The organism is Streptomyces sp. NPDC049585 (assembly GCF_040675615.1).
GTDB classification, from domain to species: Bacteria; Actinomycetota; Actinomycetes; order Streptomycetales; family Streptomycetaceae; genus Streptomyces; species Streptomyces luteosporeus.
This window is the reverse complement of sequence record NZ_JBFAPE010000018.1, coordinates 65,487-86,180: the sequence shown is the minus strand read 5'-3', so window position 1 is coordinate 86,180 and position 20,694 is coordinate 65,487. Positions and strand designations below refer to the sequence as shown.

Here is a 20,694-nt window from a genome sequence, read left to right as displayed (position 1 = left end):
TCAGTGGGCGTTGCGGGCCAGCTCCAGGGCGTACGGCTCCCACCACTTGCCCGCGTCCGGGCCGCCCCGGCAGGCGCCGTCGGACTCCCCCGGCCGCTTGACCCACAGGAAGGCGTCCACCAGGGCGTCGCCGGTGCGCACGGTCGGGGGGTCGCCGAGGGCGCGGCCCGCGGGGTTGCACCACGCCTTGTCGTGGTCGCCGGAGAGCGGGCCGTTGCCGTTGCGGCTGGTGTCGATGACGAAGTGCTTGCCGCCCAGCAGCTCCGACAGGCGGTGGCCGTACTCCTTGCTGGCGTCCGTGGTCTGGAAGTTGGAGACGTTCAGGGCGAAGCCGTCGGCCCGGTCGATGCCGGCGCGGCGCAGCGGCTCGGCCATCCGGTCGGCGGGGGTGACCCAGCTCGGGTTGCCCGCGTCCAGGTAGACCCTGGTGTGCGGCAGGGCCTTGAGCCTGCCGACGGCCTCCTTCAGCAGGGCGTAGCGCTCCTCGTGGAACTGCTGGGGGGTGCAGCCGTCCTCCATGTGCGGCAGCGCGTCGGGTTCGAGGATCACCGTGGCCCGGCGGTCGCCGATGCCGCTCGCCGCCTTCTCCAGCCAGGCCCGGTAGGCGTTGCCGTCGGCGGCGCCGCCCCGCGAGTACTGGCCGCAGTCGCGGTGGGGGATGTTGTAGAGCACCAGCAGCGCCTCGCGGTCGGCGTCCGCGGCGGCCTCGGTGAAACCGCGCGTCTGTCCGTCGGGGTCGTCGGGGCCCACCCATTCGGCGACCGGGCGGGCGGAGATCTTCTGCAGCAGGGCGGCGTCGTGCGCGTTGCCGTCCTTCATCAGCCGGACGGCCGCGCGGGCCGCCGTGCCGTCCGGGTTCACCCAGAAGGGGGTGCGCTCCTTGGGCAGCTGGGAGGGCGGGCGCAGGGAGGCCGCGCCCGTGGCCGGGCCCTCGTCGGGAGACGTCGAACAGCCCGCGGCGGCCAGCAGCACGAGCACCGCCGCCGCGCCCCGGGCCACCGCCGCCCTGCGTCCCCGGCGCGGGCGGCCGGACCGACTGCGGTACATCCACTCCCCCTTGGGTGTACTGCCTGTGGAGGTGACGTGCCAACGTGCCTGGGCCCTGCGGGCCCCGTCCATGCTGGCACAGGTGCACCCCCCTGCGGGGGCGGTCCCGGTACGACACGGGGTGCGTCGTCCTCCCGGGGGACCGGCCGGCCGGGAGGTCCTCACGTCGTCCGGCCGGCGGCGGGGGCGGGCTCGACGACACCCGTCAGGTAGGCCGAGACGACGAGGTTGGCGGTGTAGGAGGCGGCGTCGTGGTCGTAGGCGCCGCCGCAGGTGATCAGGCGCAGTTCGGCGCGGCCCTTCTCGCGGGGGCCGTAGACCTTGGCGGCGTCGAAGCGGTCCTTGCCGTAGACGGAGACGTCCTCGACCGTGAACTCCGCGATGGAGCCGTCGGCCCGGGCGATGCTCACCTTCGCGCCGCGCTTGAGCTCGCCGAGCCGGTAGAAGACGGCCGGGGCGCGGTCGGTGTCCAGGTGGCCGACGAGGACGGCGGTCCCGGCGCTGCCGGGCTGGGGCCCGTCCCGGTACCAGGAGACGGCGCCCGGGCGGTCGTAGGGGGGCGGGTCCACCGCGCCGAGCGGGTTCAGGCCGTGCTCCTCGATGGGGGCGCGCACGTTCATGGCCTTGATGGCCAGGCCCTGGGGGCGGGCCCCGGCCAGCGGCGGGTGCGCCGGGGGCAGCTCGCTCGGGGCGGGCCGGCCCACGGCGGCGACGTCGCCGGTGGTGGTGTCGCCGGCGACCGGCACCTCGGTGATGTCGCGGCCCCACAGCCACAGGGCGGCCAGCAGGGCGGCCCAGGCCACGCCGGTCAGCAGGCGGCCGGTGCCGCTCGAACGCGCAGAGGGGGCAGACATGGCAGCCGTTCGCCTCCCGCGCCCCTAGCGCCCGGCCGCGTCGGTCCGCCGCCGGTACCAGATCAGCCCGCCGGCGATGGCCGCGGTCGTGCCGGCGAGGACGAGGCCGGCGGTGTCGGGCCGCTCGGGCGCCGGCACGCTGCCACCGCCCCCGGCGGGCACCGGGGCGACCGGCGAGGCGTGCGGGTGCGCCCGGTCGCGGCCGGCGGCGTCCCCGAACCCGTCGTCGTCCTCCTCGTGCCCGCCGTACGCGTCGTGGCCGGCGCGCCCGGCGGCCTCGAAGTCGTCGTCGGGGCCGTCGTGGGGCGCGGTGCCGCGGTGGGCGTCGACGACGGTCAGCCGGCCGTCGGCGGTGGCGTCCGTGCCGGCGCAGGTCACCTTCACCGGGTACGTGCCCGGGCGCACCGCTCGGCGGATGGTGGCCTCGGCGAACAGGCCCGTGGTGCCCTTGGCGAGCCGGGCGTCGGTGACGAACGCCTCGGAGGAGGCGGTGCCGCGCTCTCCGGCGCAGCCGGAGACCCGCAGCCGCACCTCGCCGCCGGGCCTGCCGGAGACCGGGGCGAGCTGCAGGGTTCCGGAGCGCAGGGCGGGACCGTCGTGGGCGTGGGCGGGGCCCGCGCAGACGGTGAGGGCCGCCGTCACGGCTCCGCAGAGGGCGAAGCGGACTGCATCCATGGTGAACCTCCTGTCATCCAGAGGTTCACCCGGTACGGTCCGCCGCCGCATCCGGACCGTAGTCCTATTGCTCCATCCGGTGATCGGCTCAGCCCACCGGGCGGCGAACGGAGCAACGCCGGCGGGCCGGCGAGGGTCCGTCAGATCAGCTCGACGAGGTCGGCGATGGAGTCGACGACGCGTGAGGGGCGGTAGGGGAAGCGGTCCACTTCCTCGGGCCGGGTCAGCCCGGTGAGCACCAGGAAGGTCTCCATGCCGGCCTCCAGACCGGCCCGCACGTCGGTGTCCATGCGGTCGCCGATCATCGCGCTGGTCTCGGAGTGGGCGCCGATGGCGTTGAGGCCGGCGCGCATCATCAGCGGGTTCGGCTTGCCGACGAAGTACGGCTCGGCGCCGGTCGCCTTGGTGATCAGGGCCGCGACGGAACCGGTGGCCGGCAGCGGGCCGCCGGCGGAGGGGCCGGTCTCGTCGGGGTTGGTGGCGATGAACCGCGCGCCCTGTTCGATCAGCCGGATGGCCTTGGTGAGCGCCTCGAAGGAGTACGTCCGGGTCTCGCCGAGCACCACGTAGTCGGGGTCGGAGTCGGTCAGGACGTAGCCGATGTCGTGCAGGGCGGTGGTCAGGCCCGCCTCGCCGATGACGTACGCCGTGCCGCCGGGCCGCTGGTCGTCCAGGAACTGGGCGGTGGCCAGCGCGGAGGTCCAGATGTTGGGCACCGGCACCTCCAGGCCGATGCGCCGCAGCCGGGCGTGCAGGTCGCGCGGGGTGTAGATGGAGTTGTTGGTCAGGACGAGGAAGGGCTTGCCGGACTCGCGGAGCCGGTTGAGGAAGGTGTCCGCACCGGGGATCGGGATGCCCTCGTGCATGAGGACACCGTCCATGTCGGTGAGCCAGGACTCGATCGGCTTGCGCTCTGCCACAACGGACTCCTGCCGTGCTCGCGCCCCGCGGCGGGGGCCTGCTGACAACCGGAACGGCACCACTCGTGCGCCGTCCCGGCACCCCCAGCCTAGTCAGTCGCCCGGCAGGCATCAGCGCCGCAGCCGGCGGCCCCCGAACAGCAGTCCGGCACCGGCGACGAGCAGGACGCCGGAGACCGCGCCCAGGCCGAACATCAGCCGGGCGTCACCGGTGTCGGCGAGCCCGCCGGCCACCGGCGTACGGGCGGGAGTGCCCCGCGGGGACGGCGCCGGCGAACCGGGGTCGCCGGCACCGGCACCGGCACCGGCACCGGTACCGGCACCGACGGCGAAGGCGTAGTCGCCGGACTCCCCCACCCACGCGCCGTCCGCGCCGCGCCGCTGCACGGTCGTGACGTTGGCGGTCACCGGCCCCTCGGGCGCGTCGCCGGAGAACCCCAGGCGCACGGGCACGACGAGCGTGCCGTGGCCGGGAACGGCGAAACCGGACTCCAGGACCCCGACGTTCTCCGCCTCGTCGGTCCGCTCGAAGCGCACCGGCTGCCAGCGGGAGTGCGCGGTGTCGTAGAAGTCCAGGTGGAAGTGGCCCGGCTGCAGGGCGCGCCGGCGGTCGGCCAGGACGGCGACGGGATGGACGTCCCGGCACGCGCCGGCGGTGGTGTTGTGCAGCTCCAGCCGCCAGGCGGCGGGCGCCCCGCCGCGCTCGTACGCCTCCGGGCCACCGATCAGGCGCGAGGTGATGGGGAACTCGGTGCTGCGCGGGTCGCCGCAGTGCAGCCCGTGGGTGTCCGCGGACGGGCGTGCCGCGCCGGTCGCGGCGCCGAGCGCGAGGACGGCGGCGCCGGCGAGAAGGGCACGCCGCAGGCGTCGTGGAGGCATGTGAGGGAACCTCCCACGGTGCCCGCGACACCGGAGGGCGGAGCGGGCGTTTACACCCGACTGGCCGTCAAACGCCGCTCATCGGGGCGATGATCGCATCATCCGGGCGGGTGGCCGGCCCGAACAGCGGAGCCAGCACCGACTCCGCCGCCCCCTCGGCGACGGTGCGCTCCCTGGCGGGTGCGACGGCCACCGCGACGGTGGCCGGCACCTCGGCCCGTACGCCGCGCAGGTACACCTCCGGATCGGCCAGGACCGTACGGCCGCCCAGCACGACGCGGTCGACGTCGAGGAGCTGGACGAGATTGGCGGCACCGGTGCCGAGCAGGCGCGCGGCCTGCGCACGGTCGCCCGCGGCGACCGCGCGCAGGCACAGCACCTCCAGGCAGCCGCGGCGGCCACAGGCGCACGGGGGCCCGTCGAGCTGCAGCACCTGGTGGCCGAACTCGCCCGCCCCCGTCCTGGCACCCCGGTGCACCGCCCCGCCGAGCACGAGACCGGCGCCCAGACCGGTGCCGAGGTGGAGATAGGCGAAGGAGCCGCCGGGCCGCGCCGTACGGCGGGTGAGACCGAGGGCGGCGGCGTTGGTGTCCTTGTCGAGGACGACGGGCAGCCCGAGCCGCTCGCGCAACGCGTCCCGCAACGGAAACCCGTCCCACTGCGCGAACCCGGTCACCTTGCCGAGCACCCCGAGCCGATGGTCGAGCGGCCCGGGCACGGCGATCCCGACGCCGAGAAGCCTGGCGCCGCCTCCTGCGGGTTCCCCCTCCAGCCCGTGCGGCATTCGAGGAGACCACGCTGAGCGCGGCCCCGGGGTGGCCGGGGGGCGCAGCCCCTCAGGAAGCAGCCCCTCAGGAAACGGTGAAGGGGCGGGATCGGGGAAAGAGGCACCCTCCGCGACGGCCCGCACCTCGCCCGCGACAGCGGACAGCACGACCTCCGCCCCCGCCCCGAACGCCACCGGCGCCGTCCGCACGGCGAGCACCGCCCCCGCCAGATCCACGAGCACGGCCGTGACCGCATCCCGGTCCACCTGCACCCCCACCGCCAGCGCAGCGCCTGCCACCAGCCGCAGGGCCGCCGCCGGCTTGCCGCCGGTCGAGGCGCGGCGGCCGGCGTCCGCGGCCAGTCCCTCCTCCCGCAGCCGGGCCGTGATCTTGCTGACGGCCTGGGGTGTCAGCCCCGTGGCGGCCGCGAGTTCGGCGCGGCTCGCGCCGTGCTCGCCCGCGTCGCGCAGCAGCCCGAGCACGACCGCCGTGTTGTGGTCGCGCAGGACGGAGAGGTTGGCCCCAAGATTGCTCACGGGCCCATTCTCACTCCCGTTTGCACTTACGCAACACTGTTGCCAAAGTGGAGTCCATGGACCATCCCTTCCGCGTCGGCCTCCTCGGCTACGGCCTCGCCGGCTCCGTCTTCCACGCCCCGCTGGTCGCCGCCACCGACGGGCTCGTCCTGGACACGGTGGTCACCGCCAACCCCGACCGCCGCGACCAGGCCCTCGCCGAGCACCCCGGCGTCCACGTCGCCGGTACCGCCGACGAGCTGTGGGCCCGCGCCGGCGAGCTCGACCTCGTCGTCGTCGCCACCCCCAACCGCACGCACGTCCCCCTCGCCCGCGCCGCGCTCGACGCCGATCTGGCCGTCGTCGTGGACAAGCCGCTGGCCGCGACCGCCGCCGAGGCCGAGTCGCTGGCCCGGCTGGCCGAGGACCGGGGCCTGCTGCTGAGTGCCTTCCAGAACCGCCGCTGGGACAACGACTTCCGCACCGTCGCCAAACTCGTCGCCGACGACGCGCTCGGGCAGATCCAGCGCTTCGAGTCGCGCTTCGAGCGCTGGCGGCCGCACCCGAAGGGCGGCTGGCGGGAGTCCGGCGACCCGGCCGAGGTCGGCGGGATCCTCTACGACCTCGGCAGCCACCTGGTCGACCAGGCACTGACCCTCTTCGGCCCGGTCACCACCGTCTACGCCGAGGCGGACGTGCGCCGTCCGGGCGCGGAGGCCGACGACGACACCTTCATCGCCCTCACCCACACCGGTGGCGTCCGCTCGCACCTGTGGATGAGCGCCACCGCCGCCCAGCTCGGCCCCCGCTTCCGCGTGCTGGGCAGCACGGCGGGCTACGTGAAGTACGGCCTCGACCCCCAGGAGGCCGCCCTGCGCGAGGGCCTGCGCCCGGGCACGGCGTCGTCGTGGGGCGTCGAGGCGGAGTCGGCCTGGGGCCGGCTGGGCGCGGGCGAGTCCCCGCTCACCGGCGGCGGCGAACCGGTGCGCACCCTTCCGGGCGACTACCCCGCGTACTACGCCGCCGTCGCCGAGGCCCTGCGCACGGGCGGCGAACCGCCCGTCACGGCCCGGGAGGCCGCGGCCGCGCTGCGGGTGCTGGAGGCGGCCAGGGAATCGGCCGCCAAGGGCACCACGGTCACCCTGGACCCCCTGCCGCAGGACTGAGACGTGCCCCTTACGGGGCGCCCTGCGGCAGGGCGAGCGGGGCCCGGCTGCGCCACAGGTCGATGGCGGGCGCCATCATCGGCCCCATCTCCGGCATCTGCGGTACGAGCGCCAGGGCGCCGACCACCTGCAGCAGGCGGGCGCCGTCCATGACGTCCAGCAGCGCGCGGTCGACCGGCCGGCCGCCGGCGCGCTCGTACGCCTCGACGGCCTGCGGGCCGGCGAGGGTCAGGTCCCACTCGACCGGCCCCCGGGTGACGTCCTCGAAGTCGCTGAAGAGGGGACCACCGGTGGTGCGCAGGATGTTGTACGCGGGCGAGTCTCCGTGCAGGGTCTGGACGCGTGCGCCGGGGAAGTGCGCCGTCAGGTCGCGCACCAGGGTCTCCAGGACGGCGTACTCCCGCTCCGCCCGCTGCAGTTCGGCCTCCGTCAGGCCGTGGCCGTCCTGGGTGCGCAGGCGGGCGAGGGCGGCGCCGGTCGCCGGAACCAGCGGGGAGAGCACGGGCAGTTCGCTCCCGCCGGGGTAGTCGGCCAGCAGCCGGTGCAGCGCGGCCGCGTCCGCGGCCTGGCGGACGAAGAGTTCTGCCAGGTCGGCGCCGTCGGCGAGGGGTTCCTCCGTCACGAACTCCCAGAACGTCAGGGACCGTCCCCCGCACTCCACGGGTTCGCGCGGCACCAGCGGGCTGGGGCGGACGACCGGCGCGCCGGTGTCGGCGAGCCAGCCGGTGACGGCCAGTTCGTGGCGCTGCTTGGCCGCCTGTTCCCCGGTGGTGACCAGCGTCAGTGACGGCACGCGCACGACCACCGGGTGCGGGGCGAGGTGCACGAGCACGTTGAACACGTCGTGCAGGACGCGGGGTTGCTCCGCCCGCAGCCCTAACCGCTCTCCCGCCGCTGTGGCCAGGGCCACAGCGTGTTCTGCACGCTTGCTGAGGTTGCTCATGCGTGCGATCTTGCCCTCGGGAGCCGCGCTCCGTCGAAGCGTTTTCGCACGGCAGGCGCGCGCGGGTGCGACTGCACGAAGGGACGAGGCACCGATGGGGACCGCCGCGGACACAGCCGAGATCACCACGCACGAGGAACTGACGGAACTGCTCGGTCCGCCACTCCCCCGGGCCCGGGACAAGGTGCGCCACCGCCTGCACGAGCTGGACCGGCAGTGGCTGGCGCAGTCGCCGTTCTGCCTGGTGGCCACGTCGGCCGCCGACGGCTCCTGCGACGTCTCGCCCAAGGGCGACCCGGCCGGCTTCACGCTCGTCCTGGACGACACCACCGTCGCCCTGCCCGAACGCCCCGGCAACCGCCGCGCGGACGGCTTCCACAACATCCTGTCCAACCCGCACGTCGGCCTGATCTACCTCATACCCGGCCGCAGCGACACCCTGCGCATCAACGGCAGGGCCCGCCTGCTGCGCGACGCCCCCTTCTTCGACCGCCTCACCGTGGCCGGCCACCGCCCCCAGCTGGCGCTGGTCGTCGGGATCGAGGAGGTCTTCCACCACTGCGCGAAGGCCTTCCTGCGCTCCGACCTGTGGAAGCCGGAGACCTGGACCCCCCAGGCGATGCCCTCGCGGGCCCGCATCGCCAAGACCTTGGAGAGCCCGGAGCAGTCCCTGGAGGAGCTGGAGCACTACTACGGCCCGCGCTACGCCGAGAGACTCTACGGCTGAGGGAGCGGGAGCGCTCGGCGTCAGCGATCGACCCGCGTGCGGTACAGGACGGCCAGGGCCAGCACCGCGCCCGTGGTGACCAGGGCCGTGCCCAGGGCCAGCGCGGGGCTCATCGGGGGGCCGCTGCGGGCGGGCGTGCGGCGGGCGCGGGGGGCCTCGGGGGCGGGGGCGGCGGCGCGTTGCTGGGGGCCGGCGAGGCCGGCCGGGTCGGGGGGCCGGGGGCCGCTGGGCACCGGCAGGGGCAGGGGTTCGCCGGAGTCGTCGGGGTCGGCCGTGGGGGCCGTGCCGCACTCCGGCAGGGTGCCCTCGAAGGGGTACGCGTACAGGGCTTGGCCGCTGGTTCCCGCGCGGGACTCGTGGACGAGCGAACCGGCGGTGAACAGCCGCCCGTTCACTGCCGGGGCGCTGACCCGCACGGTGCTGGTGCGCCGACCGACGAGGACGCTGCCCTCCAGGTGGCCGCTGCCGGCCAGGCGGACGTCCTGGGCGTCGGGGAAGTTCCACAGGAGCTTCTCGCGCCGCACTCCGGTGACGGAGCCGGCGGTACTGAGGGTACGGGTGCGCCCGGTGGGGTTGGTGAGGTTGACCAGGACGGTCGCGCCGGGCGGCACGTTGCGGAAGGACACCTCCTGCGGCCCGCCGCCGGGCGCGGCGATGTCGAAGGGGACGTCGAAGACCTGCGGGGTGGAGCTGCCGTTGCCGGTGAGGACCGTGGTGCCGCCCCGGTTGACGGCGCTGCCCGTGGTCCTGCGCGGCAGGCCCCCGTCGTAGGCGTAGCAGGTGCTGGCGGCCGTCAGCCGGTCGCGGACGGCCCCGTATGCGGCGACGGCACCCGCATCACGTACGGCCTTGGGGGCGACGGTGCCGGTGTGGAGGCGGCCGGCGTAGGCGACGGTACCGGCGACCGGGCCCTCCCGGGCCACCAGCCGCTGGCCGGCCGCGACCTTGAGGTCACCGCCGGCCCGCAGGAACGGCGAGCCGTCGTCCGGCACGACGCGGGAACCGGTGGCGAGCACGCCGATGTTGTAGTCGGGCGACACTCCGGTGTCCTTGGCGACGTCGACGTCGCCGAGGACGACGACCCGGCCCTCGGCTCCGGCGGCGGCCGCCCGCACGGCGTAGTCGCCGCCGACGAAGACGTTGACGCCGTTGTCACGGCCACTGAGGGGGCCGTGGTGCGGCTCGGGGTACGAGCGGGGGCAGCTGCCCGGGACGCACGGGCCGGGCCCGGTGGGGGCGGGTGCCGTGCCGGTGCTGCCCAGCAGGGTGAAGGCGCCGGCCAGCAGCGTGCCCCCGATGAGGGAGAGCAGGGCCATGCCGGACGCAGCGGGGCGGTTCACCCTGAGCCAGCGCACGTACTCCTTCTGCTCCATGTACGAAAATATGCATAACGGGCGGACCGGAAGCCGGCAGCACACGCCACCGACTGCCCCGGACGGCCCAGCAGCCCCATCTTTCGACAGGGCGTCAGGGCACTGGGGAGTATCCGGCGGATCGTGCTGCGCCCCGCCAGGGCGTCAGGCGTCCTTGAGTTCCTGCCGCTGCCGGCCCAGCCCCTCGATCTCCAGCTCCAGGACGTCCCCGGCCCGCAGGTACGGCTTGGGTTCCGGCTGGGCCAGGGCCACGCCCGCCGGAGTGCCGGTGTTGATCACGTCGCCGGGATGGAGGGGCATGTAGTGGCTGAGGTAGCGGATCAGCCGGGCCACCGGGAAGATCATCCGGGCCGTGCCGGAGTCCTGTGCCAGGCGGCCGTTGACCCACAGCCGCATGCGCAGGTCCTGCGGGTCGGGGATCGCGTCGGCGGTCACCAGCCAGGGGCCGAGCGGGTTGAACGTCTCGCAGTTCTTGCCCTTGCCCCACTGGCCGGCGCGCCCGTGGTGGAAGTCGCGCTCGGAGAGGTCGTTGGCGACGGCGTAGCCGGCGACCGCCGCCATGGCCTCCTCGTCGGAGTCCAGGTAGCGCACGGTGCGTCCGATGACGACGGCCAGTTCGATCTCCCAGTCCGTGCGCACGCTGCCGCGCGGCACGAGCACGGTGTCGTCCGGGCCGACGACCGTGTCGGGCGCCTTGAGGAAGACGACCGGCTCGGTGGGGACGCCCACCCGCATCTCGGCGACGAGGTCGTGGTAGTTGACGCCGATGCCGACCATCTTGCCGATGCGGGCGACCGGCGGGCCGACGCGCAGCCCGGACGGGTCGAGGGCGGGAAGGACGCGTGCGCCGACGGCCGCCCGGATGCGGTCGAGTGCGGCGGGGTCGGCGAGCAGCGCGCCGTCGACGTCCGGCACCAGGGCGGACAGGTCCCGCAGGGTGCCGTCCTCCTCGAGCAGCGCCGGACGTTCGCCACCGGCGGGTCCGACCCGCAGCAGTCTCATCGCCACACTCCGGTTGTCCTCAAGTCGTCGGGCCCGGCTTGATCGTCCAGGACCGGAGGCCCTCTCCACAAGCCCCCTTTCGGCCCGTGGGCCCCTCCCGCCCCCGTCGCGGGGCGCTGTTCCTCCGGGTGGCTCAGGCCCGTTCGGCCGGTGTGCGCAGGGGCTGCAGCACCAGCCGCTCCACCGCCGTCCATGTCGTGGACGTCACCAGGTACAGGCCGGCCGCGAGCGGCACGACGGCCACGGTGACGAGGGTGCCGAAGGACAGCAGCGGCAGCACCTTGCCCATGCGGGCCAGCACCGCGGCGCCCGGCACCTCCTCGTCCCCCGCGGCGGGGGCCGCAACGGCGGCCGCGGCCTTGCGGGCGCGCACGTACGTCCAGGTGGCGACGGCCGCGACCAGCACGAACAGGCCCAGGTAGACCAGCCCCCGCGCGCCCAGCGGCCCGCCGTCGGCCAGGGCGTCGGTCCACCGGTCGCCCAGCGGCGCACCCAGCAGGGTGTGCCGCAGCAGGTCGCCGCCGCCGTCGGTGGAGAAGAGGTGGTACATGACGTAGAAGACCGGCAGCTGGACGGCCATCGGCAGGCAGCCGGCCAGCGGCGAGGAGCCGGCCTCCCGGTACATCTCGGCGGCTTCCTGCTGCAGCCGCTCGGGGTTCTTGCGGTGCTTGCGCTTGAGCTCGGCGAGCCGGGGCGCGAGCTCGGCGCGGGTGCGCTCGCCGCGCGCCGCGGACCGGGCCAGGGGGTGCAGGGCGAGCCGTACGGCCATGGTGAGCAGGACGACCGCGGCGGCCGCCGCCGAGGCACCGAACAGCGGGTCCAGGGCGTCGGCGACGTGGCCGAGGAGCGAGGCGAGGAATGCGAAGACGGACATGGGTGAGCCCTCCGGGGGTCCCGTCGTGCCGATGAGGAAGGTGGAGCGATCGGCGTGACGAGTCGCCAGGGCAGCCCTTGCGCAGGGGCCTTGCGGCCGGTGCGCGGCGGAGTGCCTAGGCGGTCGCCGGGAGGGCGTACCCCGGTGCCCGGGGACGGCGGCGGCCCCGGGCGTCGGGGTCGCGCTGGGCGAGGAAGGCCGTGCGCAGCTCGCGGTCGCGTATCGCGGTGCGTATGCGCATGGGGGTGAGCGGCCCGCTGGAGCGGGCGGCGGCCGCGGCGCACAGCAGCAGCGCCGCCGCGGCGACCACGGCGGTGGCCGTGGCGAGGGCGAGGGCGCCGAGCAGGCCGCCCAGGCCGCTCTGGGTCAGCAGGAGTTCGGCGAACAGCAGCAGGAGCAGGCCGATGTGCGTGCGGAACACGGCACTCATGGCACTCCCCTCCCGGGCCGTCCGGCCCTTTGCCCGTCGAACTCCTGAGCACTCATCGGCTCGGAACCGATACTAGACGCCCCCACTGACAGCGGTCGCATCCGGGCCCGGGTCCCGGGCCAGGACCTCCTCGTCGGGCCGGGCCGCGTCGGCCGCCGACGGCTTCGGCCCCCACACGGAGACACCCACCGCGACCAGCAGGTTCACGGCCAGCGCCAGGGCGCCGGCGTTCACCCCGCCCACCGGGTCGTGCTCGGTGAAGACCAGGGCGCACACCAGCGTCCCGCCCACCGCGAGCCCGCTCAGGGCACCCCACAGCGTCAGCCTGCGCCACATCAGCCCCAGCAGGATCATCGGGACGAGCTGGGCCATGCCCTCGTACGAGATGAGCGAGAGCCGCACGAGCGTGTTCGGCTCGGTGTACGTCAGCAGCAGCGCGAGCGCGCCGGAGAGCACCACGACGACCTGCGCCGCCGTCTTCTGCCGGTCCGGCCGGCCCGCGAGGCGGGGCACGGCACCCAGCACGCTGCGGCCCCACATGGTGCCGATGACCAGCATGAACACCGCCATCGGCACGATCGAGGACAGGGCCGCGGCCACTCCCGTCACCCCCACCGCCCAGGCGGGCAGCGAGTCGACGACCAGCTTGAACAGGGCGAGGTTCGAGCCCGCCCCCGTGAGCCCCGGCACCACGAACAGGGCCGCGAGGCCCAGCAGCATCGGCACGAACAGCAGCACGTTGTACAACGGCAGCAGGACGGCGTTGCGGCGCAGCGCGTCGGCATTGCGCGCGCCCAGGTAGCCGGCGACCGTGGTGGGGAAGATGACGACGGTCAGGGAGTTCAGCAGGCTGGTCGTGGCGAACCAGCTCACGCCCATGCCGCTGCCGCCGTGCCCGGTCAGCGTCAGCCAGTCCGGCTTCTGCGTCACCAGCCGGTCGAGGAAGGGCCCGTAGCCGCCGAAGTAGTGCAGCGGCACATAGACGGCGAGGAAGCCGAGGGTGAGGATGACCAGGGCGTCCTTGAGCGCGGAGACCCAGGCGCTGCCGCGCAGCCCGCTGACGACCACGAAGGCGGTCGTCACGGCGAAGGCGATGAAGTAGGCCCAGTTCAGGCCGATGGTTCCGTAGGAGATGGTGGAGACGACCACGCCCATGCCGGTGATCTGGAGTTGGATGTAGGGCAGCAGGCAGACGGTGGCCAGGACGGCGACGAGCGTGCCGAGCCAGGGCCGCCCGTAGCGGTGGGCCACCATGTCGGTGATGGTCACCAGGTTGTGGCGGCGTGCGTACGCCCACAGGGCCGGCCCGACGACGTACCCGATCGCGTAGCCGCAGGACAGGTACGCGATCACGTACAGCACCGGCGCACCGTGGTTGTAGCCCCAGCCGGCGGCGCCGAGGTAGCTGAAGCTGGTGTAGCCCTCACCGGCCATCAGGACCCAGATGAAGACGCTGCCCAGGCTGCGCCCGCCGACCGACCAGTCCGCAAGGGCGCCGTGCGGATCACGGCGGGTGCGGCCGCGCACGGCGAGCAGTCCGAGGGCGACGGTGAGCACCATGAATCCGCCGAAGATGCCGGTCGCGACGGCGGCGTTCGCGCTCACGCCCGGCCCTGCTTGCGGTCGCCCCGCCAGGCCAGCCAGACGGCGAGGGGGGTGGCGAGAGTGGCCAGCAGCAGCCAGAAGAACAGGAAGGGAAGGCCCGCGACGGTGGGCCGCAGACGGTTCGCCAGGGGCAGGGCCACCAGGTACAGCCCGTAGGGCGCCAGGAGCCACAGCAGGTGGGGACGTTTCTTCAGCACGTTGTCCGACCCTAGGTGCGAGCGGCGGCCCGCGCCGCCCCTCACGCCCCCAGCAGTCGGGACGCCGTGTGGATGAGCAGGCCCGCCAGTGCGCCCACCACCGTGCCGTTGATGCGGATGAACTGCAGGTCCCGGCCGATGTGCGCCTCGATCTTGCGGGAGGTGTGCTCGGCGTCCCAGCTCGCGACGGTGTCCGTGATCAGTGCGGTGATCTCGTTCTGGTAGGTCGTCACCACGTACACCGCGGCGTCCTCCAGCCAGCCGTCGACCTTCGCCCGCAGCCGGTCGTCCGCCGTCATCCGGGTGCCCAGGGACAGCACCGACGCGCGGGTGCGCCGCCGCAGCTCGCTGTGCTCGTCCTCCGCGGCCGCCACGATCATCCCGCGCACCGCGGACCACACGGAGGCGATCACCTCCTGCACCTCGCCCCGGCCCAGCAGCTCCGACTTCAGCCGCTCCACCCGCGCCCGGGTGTCGTCGTCCGCCTGCAGGTCGTGCGCGAAGTCGGCGAGGAAGCGGTCCACGGCGCCGCGGGCCGGATGGTCGGGCATGTCGCGCATCTCGGTGACGAAGCGCAGCAGCTCCTTGTGGACCCGCTCGCCCACCTTGCGGTCGACGAAGCGCGGCGTCCACCCCGGCGCCCCGCCGGTGACGGCAGCCGCCACCGAGTCGCCGTGCAGCACCAGCCAGTCGCGGGCCCGGGCGCACACCAGGTCGACCACCCGCCGGTGGCCGCCGTCGGCGACGATGCGCTCCAGTGCCGCCCCGATGCCCGGGGCGACCTCCGCGGCCTCCGCGCGCCGGGTGACGGCCTCCCCCACCACCGCCTGCACGTCGGTGTCCCGCAGCACGGTCAGCGCCCCGCGCAGGGCCGTGGCCAGCTCGGCCGTCACCCGGTCGGCGTGCGCCGGGTCCGCCAGCCAGGCCGCCAGCCGGGAACCGATGCCCACCGAGCGCAGCCGCAGCCGCACCACTTCGGGCGACAGGAAGTTCTCCCCTACGAAGTCGCCCAGTTGCCGGCCGAGCTGGTCCTTCTTCGTCGGGATGATCGCCGTGTGCGGGATCGGCAACCCCATCGGCCGCCGGAAGAGCGCGGTGACGGCGAACCAGTCGGCCAGCGCGCCGACCATGCCGGCCTCCGCCGCCGCGGCCACGTACGCCGCCCAGCCGCCCGCACCCGCCGCCTGTGCCCACTTCGCCAGCGCGTACACCAGCGCCACCGCCAGCAGCAGGCCCGTCGCCAGCGCCTTCATCCGGCGCACCCCGCGCCGCTTCTCGGCGTCGGCGGCGCTCTCGGCGGCGCCGGAGGTGAAGCCGCCCGGACGGCCGGGCATCACCCCATCGGCGGCATTCGCGCCGCCTCCGGCGGCAGCCGGCCCCGCACCGTGGAACCGTTTCATCCACACCACCCGTTCCGGCTGTCGCCCCTGTGCATTGTCCCTACCCGACCGACTCGGGGGACGGACGAAGAGTTCCCCGTGTCCGACGCCTCGGACAGGAGATCGCCGCCATGACCAGGCCCCCGGCCCCGCGCGGCGCGGTCCGGGCCGTGCTCGCCGCGCTGGCGGCAGCGCTGCTGGCCGTGTCGGTCCCGATATGGGCGGGCACGCAGGGCGCCGGCGCACCCGCGCAGCGCCGGCCGGCGGTCCCCGCGCGCCCCGCGACGCCGGCCCCCGGCCGCTGGGCCGGCTCCTGGGCCGCCGCCCCGGCCGCCGCCGAACCGGGCACCGCCCACGGCTACGCCGGCCGGTCCATCCGCAACGTCGTGCACACCACGCTGGCCGGCACCGCCGCCCGGGTGCAGCTGTCCAACCTCTTCGGCACCACCCCGCTGACCATCGGCCACGCCTCCCTCGCCGTGGCCGCCGCGCCCGGCAGCCCCGCCGCCGTGCCGGGCAGCGTGCGCGCCCTGACCTTCGGCGGGCGCACGTCGGTGACCATCCCGGCCGGGCGGGCGGCCGTCAGCGACCCGGTGCGCCTGGCCGTCGGCTATCCGGCGGACCTGCTCGTCAGCACCTACTCGCCCAGCCCCTCCGGGCCCGTCACCCTGCATCCGCACGCACGCCAGCTGTCGTTCCTCGCGGCCGGCGACCACACCCAGGACGGCGACGGCAGCGCGTACACCGTCCCCACGCCCTTCTGGCGCTACGTCACCGCCGTCGACGTCCGCAGCACCGAGGCACAGGGTGCGGTCGTGGCCCTCGGCGACTCCATCACCGACGGGGTCTCCGCCACCGTCGGCGCCGACCGCCGCTGGACCGACTTCCTCGCCCGCCGCCTGCACACCGAACCCGGCGCCCCGCGCTACGGCGTGCTCAACGAGGGCATCAGCGGCAACCGCGTCCTGCTCGGCGGCATGGGCGCCTCCCGGGTGAACAACCCCAGCGCGCTGGAGCGTTTCGACCGCGACGTGCTCGCGCGCGCGGGCGTGCGCGCCGTCGTCGTCGAGCTCGGCGTCAACGACATCCTGCGCCGCCCCCGCCAGACCCGCCCCGAGGCGATCGTGGCGGCCCTGCAGCGGCTGGTGGACCGGGCCCACGCACACGGGCTGCGGGTGGTGGGCGCGACGCTGTCGCCCTTCGGCGGGCGCGTCGGCACCGGCCCCGACCAGGAACTGGTCCGTCAGGGCGTCAACGACGCCATCCGCACCGGACTCGTCTTCGACGACGTCGTCGACTTCGACGTGGTGCTGCGCGACCCGGCCGACCCGCAGCGGCTGCTGCCGGCCTACGACTGCGGGGACCACCTGCACCCCAACGACACCGGCTACCTGGTCATGGCGAAGGCCCTGGACCTGGCGACGCTCAAAGGGCAGGGCCCGGCCCGGCTGTAGCGCCCCCGATGGGGTGAGGTCCGAACCTCGAATCACCGTGTTTCACCCCCAGGAGTGGTCGGACCGGCCCGATAGGCCCTTCCGGGGCCCTCAACGGTGCGCTGGCCCCCGCACCGGAACGCATGATGCGACAGTGTCCCGGGGGCGTGGAACGCAGTCCTGCAGCGCTCTCAACCGCCGTCAGACGACAGCCCGTCGCCGGGGCCGCACAACCCCGGCGGCGGCCGAGGAGTCCCAAGAGACATGAGCGACGAGCAGTCACAGCAGCGTCCCGCTGGTGGCGGCCACGCACCACCGGGCTGGGCCCCCAGGGGCCGGGAGGCCACGGACCCCGGCCGGCCGGCCGGGCCGGGCCGGCCCGGGCGGGCACGCCGCCACGGCTGGCGCCGGCTGCTGCCCACCTGGCGCATGGTCCTCGGCGCCTTCCTGCTGATCGTGCTCCTCATCGTGGGCGGGCTCGTCGCCGGCTACCTGCTGGTCGACATCCCCCCGGCCAACAAGGCCGCCACGGCCGAGTCCAACGTCTTCCTCTACTCCGACGGCTCCCAACTCGCCCGCGACGGCGAGGTCAACCGCGAGAGCGTGTCCTTGAGCAAGGTCCCCAAGGATGTGCAGCACGCCGTACTGGCCGCCGAGGACCGCGACTTCTACTCCGAGTCCGCCGTCAACCCCGAGGCGATGCTGCGCGCCGCCTGGAACACCGCCACCGGCAAGGGCAAGCAGTCCGGTTCCACCATCACCCAGCAGTACGTCAAGAACTACTACCTGGTGCAGGCGCAGACCATCAGCCGCAAGGTCAAGGAGTTCTTCATCGCCATCAAGCTGGACCGCGAGTACAGCAAGAACGACATCCTCGAGGGCTACCTCAACACCAGCTACTTCGGCCGCAACGCCTACGGCATCCAGGCCGCCTCCCAGGCGTACTTCAGCAAGGACTCCGACCAGCTCACCACCGCCGAGGGCGCCTACCTCGCCACCCTCCTCAACGCCCCCAGCGCCTACGACGTCGGCGCCCACCCCGAGAACCGGGGCCGGGCCCTGGCCCGCTGGAACTACGTTCTCGACGGCATGGTGAAGAAGAAGTGGCTCACCCCTGCGCAGCGCTCGGCCATGGCCTTCCCCAATCCCGGCAAGAGCAGGCCGCGCCTGAACATGTCCGGGCAGCGCGGCTACCTCGTCGAGGCCGTCAAGGACTACCTCACCAGCAACAAGATCGTCGATGAGACGACGCTCGCCGCCGGCGGCTACCGCATCACCACCACCATCGACAAAGAGAAGGAGGACGCCTTCGTCTCCGCTGTGCGCACCGAGCTGATGAACGACCTCGGCACCAGCCGCACCGTCGACCGGTACGTGCGCGCGGGAGGCGCCTCCGTCGATCCCAGGACCGGCAAGGTCGTCGCCCTCTACGGAGGCATCGACTACACCAAGCAGTACGTCAACAACGCCACCCGGCGCGACTACCAAGTCGGCTCCACCTTCAAGCCGTTCGTCTTCACTTCCGCCGTCGACAACCACTCCACCACCCAGGGCGGCCAGACCATCACGCCCTACACGGTCTACGACGGCACCAACAAGCGGCCCGTCCTCGGAGCGAACGGACCGGTGGGCTACAGCCCCGAGAACGAGGACGGCATCTCCTATCCGAACATCACCGTCACCCGCGCCACCGACCTGTCCGTCAACGCCGTCTACGCCCAGATGGCCCAGGACGTCGGCCCGGACAAGGTCAAGGACACCGCCGTCGCCCTCGGCGTCCCCGAGAAGACCCCCGACCTGACGGCCACCCCCTCCATCGCTCTCGGCCCCGCCACCGCCAGCGTCCTGGACATGGCCCAGGCGTACGCCACCCTCGCCAACCACGGCCGGCACGGCCCGTACACGCTGGTCGAGAAGGTGGCCAAGGGCGGCGAGGAGGTGCAGCTGCCCGACGGGCACGACACCCGGCAGGCCGTCTCCCGCGAGGCCGCCGACACCACGACGTCCATCCTGCAGAGCGTGGTGGAGTCCGGCACCGGGCGCCGGGCCCAGTCCGCGGGACGGCCCGCGGCCGGCAAGACGGGCACCGCGGAGGAGGACAAGGCCGCCTGGTTCGCCGGCTACACGCCCGACCTGGCCACCGTCGTGGCCGTCATGGGCCAGGACCCCGACACCGGCGACCAGAAGTCCCTGTACGGCGCTGCGGGCGAGCCCCGCATCAACGGCGGCGGCTACCCCGCACAGATCTGGGGCGCCTACACCGCCAAGGCGCTGGAGGGCACCGAGGCCACCGACTTCGACCTGGTGCTCGAAAGCGGCGCGACGCCGCCCGCCCCGGAGCCGACGCCGTCCTCGGCGTCGCCCTCGTCCAGCGGCCCGCCGAGCCCGACGGGGCCGCCCACGGGTCCGCCGACGTTCTCCCCGCCGCCGGAGCCGACGTTCCCCGGCCCGCCGCCGGTCACCCCGCCGGGCTTCCCCACGCCGCAGGGACCGCCCACCTTCGGCCCGCCGGGCGAGGGCAGGGACCTGCTGGGATACGAGTACTGAGGGCGGCCCCCAGGGTCTCAATGGCCGGCCCGGACCCCCAGCCGCCTCAGTGGCCGGCCGTGGCCTTCAAGCCCACCACCGCCACCAGCAACAGCACCACGAAGAAGATCCGCCAGGCGGTCGCCGGTTCGCCCAGCAGGACCATGCCGGCCACCGCGGCGCCGGCCGCGCCGATGCCGACCCAGACGCCGTACGCCGTGCCGATGGGCAGCGTCCGCGCGGCACGCGAGAGCAGGTACATGCTGGCCGCGATGCCCGCGATCGTCAGCACGCTGGGCAGGGGGCGCGTGAAGCCCTCGGTGTACTTCATGCCGACCGACCAGCCGACCTCCAGCAGGCCGGCGACGACGAGCAGGAACCATGCCATGACGGGCACCTCCGGGAAAGGAACGTCCAGGGGTGCGTCGTCTTGTCCTGACCCGGTACGGCGCGTCTCGTCGGGTACGTACGACGGTAACAAACAGCAGGCCCGACGGGCCTCAGAGGTACAGGCCCGTTGAGTCCTCCGACCCCTCCAGGCGCTCCGCCGCCACCGCGTGCAGGTCCCGCTCGCGCATCAGGACGTACGCGACCCCGCGCACCTCCACCTCGGCGCGGTCCTCCGGGTCGTACAGCACCCGGTCGCCCGGCTCCACCGTGCGCACGCTCTGCCCGACCGCGACCACCTCGGCCCAGGCCAGCCTGCGGCCCACCGCGGCCGTCGCCGGAATGACGATGCCGCCGGTCGACCGGCGCTCGCCCTCCGGGATGTCGGTCCTGACCAGAACCCGGTCGTGGAGCATGCGGATGGGCAGCTTGTCGTGGCTGGTGTTCGTCCTCACGCCCACGACGGTACCCGGCCCCGGCCGGGACCGGTGTCACAGGGCCGCCATCCGTACAGGAACCTGCCGGAAATCGCCCCTGCCTAGCGGCCCCGGCGGCGGCCGCCCTTGGCGTCCTTGCCCGAGCTCTTGGCGGACGCCGTCAGCAGGCCGAGCACGCCCACCGCGACCATCGCCACCGGGACGATCCGCTCCAGCCGCGGCCGGCCCTCCTCGTCCACGAAGCGCGAGCGCACGTCGGAGACGACGCGGTTGGCCGCCACGTACGCCCGGCCCGCCGTCCGGTCCACCTTCGACGCCACCTTCGCCCGGGCGTCCCCGATGATCGTCTTCGGGTGCATCCGCACCCCGATCTCGTCGAGCACCACGGCGAGCTCCTGCCGCCGGCGGGCGATGTCCGCCTCGATCTGCGCAGGGGTCCTGGCCTCAGCCACCGCGCTGCCTCCGTCTCGTCGATAAGAATGATGAAGAGTGATGACTACAGTCTGTCAGCTGCGCCCCGGCCACGCCCCGCGGCACCCCCGATCCGTGACCTGACTA

At 74.2% G+C, this 20,694-nt stretch carries 21 protein-coding genes and 1 riboswitch; of the genes, 4 read left to right on the top strand and 17 right to left on the bottom strand.

All coding sequences use genetic code 11. The annotated features are described in order from the left end of the window. From AB0K17_RS19675 to AB0K17_RS19650, 6 genes are all read right to left on the bottom strand, one after another. Positions 1-1,047 (bottom strand): glycoside hydrolase family 6 protein, encoded by a 1,047-nt coding sequence (locus tag AB0K17_RS19675; protein ID WP_365983670.1) that lies wholly within the window; start codon positions 1,045-1,047, stop codon positions 1-3. Between the two features lie 161 nt (positions 1,048-1,208). Then, a complete protein-coding gene (locus tag AB0K17_RS19670) occupies positions 1,209-1,901 on the bottom strand; it encodes a class F sortase (protein WP_365966704.1) in 693 nt (230 codons plus the stop codon). A gap of 24 nt (positions 1,902-1,925) precedes the next feature. Continuing rightward, positions 1,926-2,576, bottom strand: coding sequence for a hypothetical protein (locus AB0K17_RS19665; RefSeq protein ID WP_365966705.1), 651 nt, complete (start codon positions 2,574-2,576; stop codon positions 1,926-1,928). 140 nt (positions 2,577-2,716) lie between these two features. Next, a complete protein-coding gene (locus AB0K17_RS19660; RefSeq protein WP_344434496.1) occupies positions 2,717-3,496 on the bottom strand; it encodes an HAD-IIA family hydrolase in 780 nt (259 codons plus the stop codon). Positions 3,497-3,607: 111 nt separating this feature from the next. Further along, positions 3,608-4,375, bottom strand: coding sequence for a hypothetical protein (locus AB0K17_RS19655; protein ID WP_365983669.1), 768 nt, complete (start codon positions 4,373-4,375; stop codon positions 3,608-3,610). A 67-nt stretch (positions 4,376-4,442) separates the two neighbouring features. Further along, entirely contained in the window at positions 4,443-5,678 is a 1,236-nt protein-coding gene (locus tag AB0K17_RS19650) for an ROK family transcriptional regulator (RefSeq protein WP_365966707.1), read from the bottom strand. Positions 5,679-5,734: 56 nt separating this feature from the next. On the opposite strand from AB0K17_RS19650, the gene AB0K17_RS19645 reads away from it, so the two are divergent. Continuing rightward, positions 5,735-6,823 (top strand): Gfo/Idh/MocA family oxidoreductase, encoded by a 1,089-nt coding sequence (locus AB0K17_RS19645; RefSeq protein WP_365966708.1) that lies wholly within the window; start codon positions 5,735-5,737, stop codon positions 6,821-6,823. A 10-nt stretch (positions 6,824-6,833) separates the two neighbouring features. Here the strand turns inward: AB0K17_RS19645 and AB0K17_RS19640 are convergent, their stop codons facing one another. After that, the gene (locus tag AB0K17_RS19640; protein ID WP_365983668.1) at positions 6,834-7,766 is read right to left on the bottom strand and encodes an aminoglycoside phosphotransferase family protein; all 933 of its coding nucleotides are present in this window, start codon (positions 7,764-7,766) and stop codon (positions 6,834-6,836) included. Between the two features lie 94 nt (positions 7,767-7,860). Between AB0K17_RS19640 and AB0K17_RS19635 the strand changes: the two genes are divergently transcribed. Next, positions 7,861-8,493 carry a pyridoxamine 5'-phosphate oxidase family protein gene (locus AB0K17_RS19635; RefSeq protein WP_365983667.1) on the top strand — a complete coding sequence of 211 codons (633 nt, stop codon included), beginning with the start codon at positions 7,861-7,863 and terminating at the stop codon, positions 8,491-8,493. Positions 8,494-8,513: 20 nt separating this feature from the next. Here the strand turns inward: AB0K17_RS19635 and AB0K17_RS19630 are convergent, their stop codons facing one another. From AB0K17_RS19630 to AB0K17_RS19600, 7 genes are all read right to left on the bottom strand, one after another. Continuing rightward, complete coding sequence (locus AB0K17_RS19630) at positions 8,514-9,866, bottom strand: choice-of-anchor A family protein (protein WP_365983666.1); 1,353 nt, start codon at positions 9,864-9,866, stop codon at positions 8,514-8,516. Between the two features lie 144 nt (positions 9,867-10,010). Further along, positions 10,011-10,868: a fumarylacetoacetate hydrolase family protein gene (locus AB0K17_RS19625; protein ID WP_365983665.1), complete on the bottom strand. Its 858-nt coding sequence runs from the start codon at positions 10,866-10,868 to the stop codon at positions 10,011-10,013. A 133-nt stretch (positions 10,869-11,001) separates the two neighbouring features. Next, positions 11,002-11,742, bottom strand: coding sequence for a membrane protein insertase YidC (yidC, locus tag AB0K17_RS19620; RefSeq protein WP_365983664.1), 741 nt, complete (start codon positions 11,740-11,742; stop codon positions 11,002-11,004). Between the two features lie 115 nt (positions 11,743-11,857). Further along, on the bottom strand, positions 11,858-12,172 hold the full coding sequence (locus AB0K17_RS19615; RefSeq protein WP_365983663.1) for a DUF6412 domain-containing protein: 315 nt from the start codon (positions 12,170-12,172) through the stop codon (positions 11,858-11,860). Positions 12,173-12,244: 72 nt separating this feature from the next. Beyond that, the gene (locus AB0K17_RS19610) at positions 12,245-13,732 is read right to left on the bottom strand and encodes a sodium:solute symporter family protein (RefSeq protein ID WP_365983699.1); all 1,488 of its coding nucleotides are present in this window, start codon (positions 13,730-13,732) and stop codon (positions 12,245-12,247) included. A gap of 41 nt (positions 13,733-13,773) precedes the next feature. Next, a complete protein-coding gene (locus AB0K17_RS19605) occupies positions 13,774-13,974 on the bottom strand; it encodes a DUF3311 domain-containing protein (protein ID WP_365966715.1) in 201 nt (66 codons plus the stop codon). 41 nt (positions 13,975-14,015) lie between these two features. Beyond that, complete coding sequence (locus AB0K17_RS19600) at positions 14,016-15,308, bottom strand: DUF445 domain-containing protein (RefSeq protein WP_365966716.1); 1,293 nt, start codon at positions 15,306-15,308, stop codon at positions 14,016-14,018. A 176-nt stretch (positions 15,309-15,484) separates the two neighbouring features. Here AB0K17_RS19600 and AB0K17_RS19595 point away from each other — a divergent pair, with 176 nt between their 5' ends. After that, positions 15,485-16,807, top strand: a complete 1,323-nt coding sequence (locus AB0K17_RS19595) for an SGNH/GDSL hydrolase family protein (RefSeq protein ID WP_365983662.1) — start codon at positions 15,485-15,487, stop codon at positions 16,805-16,807. 243 nt (positions 16,808-17,050) lie between these two features. Then, a complete protein-coding gene (locus AB0K17_RS19590) occupies positions 17,051-19,333 on the top strand; it encodes a transglycosylase domain-containing protein (RefSeq protein WP_365983661.1) in 2,283 nt (760 codons plus the stop codon). 46 nt (positions 19,334-19,379) lie between these two features. Here the strand turns inward: AB0K17_RS19590 and AB0K17_RS19585 are convergent, their stop codons facing one another. The 3 genes from AB0K17_RS19585 to AB0K17_RS19575 all read right to left on the bottom strand — a co-directional run bounded on the left by AB0K17_RS19585 (position 19,380) and on the right by AB0K17_RS19575 (position 20,588). After that, positions 19,380-19,700, bottom strand: coding sequence for a multidrug efflux SMR transporter (locus AB0K17_RS19585; protein ID WP_365966719.1), 321 nt, complete (start codon positions 19,698-19,700; stop codon positions 19,380-19,382). 31 nt (positions 19,701-19,731) lie between these two features. Further along, a riboswitch (guanidine-III (ykkC-III) riboswitch) is annotated at positions 19,732-19,791 on the bottom strand. 21 nt (positions 19,792-19,812) lie between these two features. Continuing rightward, a complete protein-coding gene (locus AB0K17_RS19580) occupies positions 19,813-20,115 on the bottom strand; it encodes a co-chaperone GroES (RefSeq protein ID WP_048831771.1) in 303 nt (100 codons plus the stop codon). A 122-nt stretch (positions 20,116-20,237) separates the two neighbouring features. Next, complete coding sequence (locus AB0K17_RS19575) at positions 20,238-20,588, bottom strand: DUF3618 domain-containing protein (protein ID WP_365966720.1); 351 nt, start codon at positions 20,586-20,588, stop codon at positions 20,238-20,240. Positions 20,589-20,694: the final 106 nt, after the last annotated feature.

What these genes read in the sequence shown, in the direction of transcription:
- AB0K17_RS19675 (WP_365983670.1), bottom strand. Translation starts at nt 1,047, where the DNA reads ATGTACCGCAGTCGGTCCGGCCGCCCGCGCCGGGGACGCAGGGCGGCG.
- AB0K17_RS19670 (WP_365966704.1), bottom strand. Translation starts at nt 1,901, where the DNA reads ATGTCTGCCCCCTCTGCGCGTTCGAGCGGCACCGGCCGCCTGCTGACC.
- AB0K17_RS19665 (WP_365966705.1), bottom strand. Translation starts at nt 2,576, where the DNA reads ATGGATGCAGTCCGCTTCGCCCTCTGCGGAGCCGTGACGGCGGCCCTC.
- AB0K17_RS19655 (WP_365983669.1), bottom strand. Translation starts at nt 4,375, where the DNA reads ATGCCTCCACGACGCCTGCGGCGTGCCCTTCTCGCCGGCGCCGCCGTC.
- AB0K17_RS19645 (WP_365966708.1), top strand. Translation starts at nt 5,735, where the DNA reads ATGGACCATCCCTTCCGCGTCGGCCTCCTCGGCTACGGCCTCGCCGGC.
- AB0K17_RS19640 (WP_365983668.1), bottom strand. Translation starts at nt 7,766, where the DNA reads ATGAGCAACCTCAGCAAGCGTGCAGAACACGCTGTGGCCCTGGCCACA.
- AB0K17_RS19635 (WP_365983667.1), top strand. Translation starts at nt 7,861, where the DNA reads ATGGGGACCGCCGCGGACACAGCCGAGATCACCACGCACGAGGAACTG.
- AB0K17_RS19630 (WP_365983666.1), bottom strand. Translation starts at nt 9,866, where the DNA reads ATGGAGCAGAAGGAGTACGTGCGCTGGCTCAGGGTGAACCGCCCCGCT.
- AB0K17_RS19625 (WP_365983665.1), bottom strand. Translation starts at nt 10,868, where the DNA reads ATGAGACTGCTGCGGGTCGGACCCGCCGGTGGCGAACGTCCGGCGCTG.
- yidC (WP_365983664.1), bottom strand. Translation starts at nt 11,742, where the DNA reads ATGTCCGTCTTCGCATTCCTCGCCTCGCTCCTCGGCCACGTCGCCGAC.
- AB0K17_RS19615 (WP_365983663.1), bottom strand. Translation starts at nt 12,172, where the DNA reads ATGAGTGCCGTGTTCCGCACGCACATCGGCCTGCTCCTGCTGCTGTTC.
- AB0K17_RS19610 (WP_365983699.1), bottom strand. Translation starts at nt 13,732, where the DNA reads ATGGTGCTCACCGTCGCCCTCGGACTGCTCGCCGTGCGCGGCCGCACC.
- AB0K17_RS19600 (WP_365966716.1), bottom strand. Translation starts at nt 15,308, where the DNA reads ATGCCCGGCCGTCCGGGCGGCTTCACCTCCGGCGCCGCCGAGAGCGCC.
- AB0K17_RS19595 (WP_365983662.1), top strand. Translation starts at nt 15,485, where the DNA reads ATGACCAGGCCCCCGGCCCCGCGCGGCGCGGTCCGGGCCGTGCTCGCC.
- AB0K17_RS19590 (WP_365983661.1), top strand. Translation starts at nt 17,051, where the DNA reads ATGAGCGACGAGCAGTCACAGCAGCGTCCCGCTGGTGGCGGCCACGCA.
- AB0K17_RS19585 (WP_365966719.1), bottom strand. Translation starts at nt 19,700, where the DNA reads ATGGCATGGTTCCTGCTCGTCGTCGCCGGCCTGCTGGAGGTCGGCTGG.
- AB0K17_RS19580 (WP_048831771.1), bottom strand. Translation starts at nt 20,115, where the DNA reads ATGCTCCACGACCGGGTTCTGGTCAGGACCGACATCCCGGAGGGCGAG.